1 protein-coding gene is annotated in these 1,841 nt (G+C 70.8%); it reads left to right on the plus strand.

Annotated elements, in window-relative coordinates:
- Positions 1–87 precede the first annotated feature (87 nt).
- On the plus strand, positions 88–1,841 hold a 1,754-nt coding region (locus tag D7X74_RS41670; protein WP_147446903.1), incomplete at its 3' end, for a serine/threonine-protein kinase.

Here is a 1,841-nt window from a genome sequence, read left to right on the forward strand (position 1 = left end):
CGCGTCCTGGCGGGTGGGGCGTGCTAGCGTGGCAGCCCGTTTCGCTGGTGCTTCGCACCCTTCTGTCATCAGGACACGCCCTCTTCCATGACGCGCTCGGCTGACGGTGAGCTGCACATCGATTCGGTCCTCCGGAACACCTACAAAGTCGTCTCCGTGTTGGGTCGGGGCGGCATGGGGTCGGTGTTCCTTGCCCAGCATTTGCGGCTGCCGGGCAAGCACGTGGCGGTCAAGGTGCTGCGCACGGGCGACAGCGTGAGCCCGGATGTCCACGTGCGCTTCCGGCGCGAGGCGGAGATCGCCTCCCGGCTGGGGCACCCGAACATCGTGGAGGTGCTGGACTTCGACACGCTGGAGGACGGCAGCCCGTTCCTGGTGCTGGAGTACCTGCGCGGGGAGAGCCTCCAGGACCGGCTCAGGCGGGGGCGGCTGTCGTTGGAGGAGGTGTTCTCCTTCACGCGGCAGATGGGCTCCGCACTCCAGACGGCGCACCGCGCGGGCATCGTCCACCGCGACCTGAAGCCGGCGAACATCTTCCTGGTGCCCACCGACTCCGGCGGCGTGGTGGGCGAGCGGGTGAAGCTGCTCGACTTCGGCATCTCCAAGGTCATGTCGTCGGAGACGCTGCAGACGCAGGACGCGGTGCTCATCGGCACGCCGCAGTACATGTCGCCGGAGCAGGCGCAGGGGCGCAACCGGCAGATCGACGCGAGGACGGACCTGTTCGCGTTGGGCGGCATCGTGTTCGAGATGATCTCCGGCATGACGCCGTTCGGCGGAGGTTCGCTGGCGCAGATCATCTACCGCGTGGTGCATGAGCCGCCGGTGTCGCTCGCCACGCTGATGCCGGAGCTGCCGCCGAACGTGGCTGCGGCGGTGGCGCGCGCGCTGGAGAAGAACCCGGACCACCGCTACGCGGACGTCGGCGCGTTCATCGCGGACCTCACGGGCACGACGCTCCAGTCGCTTCCGGAGACGGAGGAGATGCGCGCATCCCGGACGTTCACACGCACGTCCCCTCCCTCCGGCATCGCCCCTCCCTCCGGCATCGCCCTGCCCTCCATGCCGCAGGACGATGCAGCGTCGATGGGGGCGACGATGGCTCCGGTGAACAAGGTGCCAGCGCCGGTCACGGGCCGCTTCGGTCCGGACGCGGATGACATCGGCTTCGATGCGACGATGGCGCCGCGCGGCGGTACTGCGCACTACGGGCAGCAGCCCCAGTCCCCCGCGCCGAGCGACACGATGGGTTTTGGCGCCACGCAGATGCCGTCCAACGGCTCCAACCTGGGAGTCGTGGGTGCTTCGGGCGTGGCCCTCCCGGTGGCGCCCCAGGGAGGCGTCGCGGGGCCGTCCTACGCGGGGGGCGGATTCCCCGGACAGTACGTCGCTCCGGGCAGCTACGGCGGCCAGCAGGCCGTGCCCGGGAACATGGGTGGACAGCCTCCGGGCCACGTGACGGGACAGCACATCGCGCCGGTTGGCGTTGGTGGGCAGCAGGTTGCGCCGGGAAGCTTCAGTGGGCAGCAGGCGGCGCCGGGCAGCTACGGAGGCCAGCAGGCCGTGCCGGGCAGCCTCGGAGGGCTCGTCGCGGGCCCGCAGGGACAGCCCGTGTCCCCGGTGAGCATCGCCGGCCCTGGCCCTTCGACGCTACCGGTGGACAGCAAGCCCAAGTCTCGGATGCTGCCCATCGTGGCCAGCGCCGCGTTGATCCTCGGGGCCGTGGGACTTGGCTGGTGGTTGCGGCCTTCGACTCCCGTGACTCCGCCGCCGGTCCCCGTCGTGAGCGCGCCCCCTCCCCTCGCGCCTCCTCCGCCCACGACCCGGGCGGACAACCCGCC

The sequence above is a fragment of the Corallococcus sp. CA047B genome, assembly GCF_003612065.1.
Lineage (GTDB): Bacteria > Myxococcota > Myxococcia > Myxococcales > Myxococcaceae > Corallococcus > Corallococcus praedator.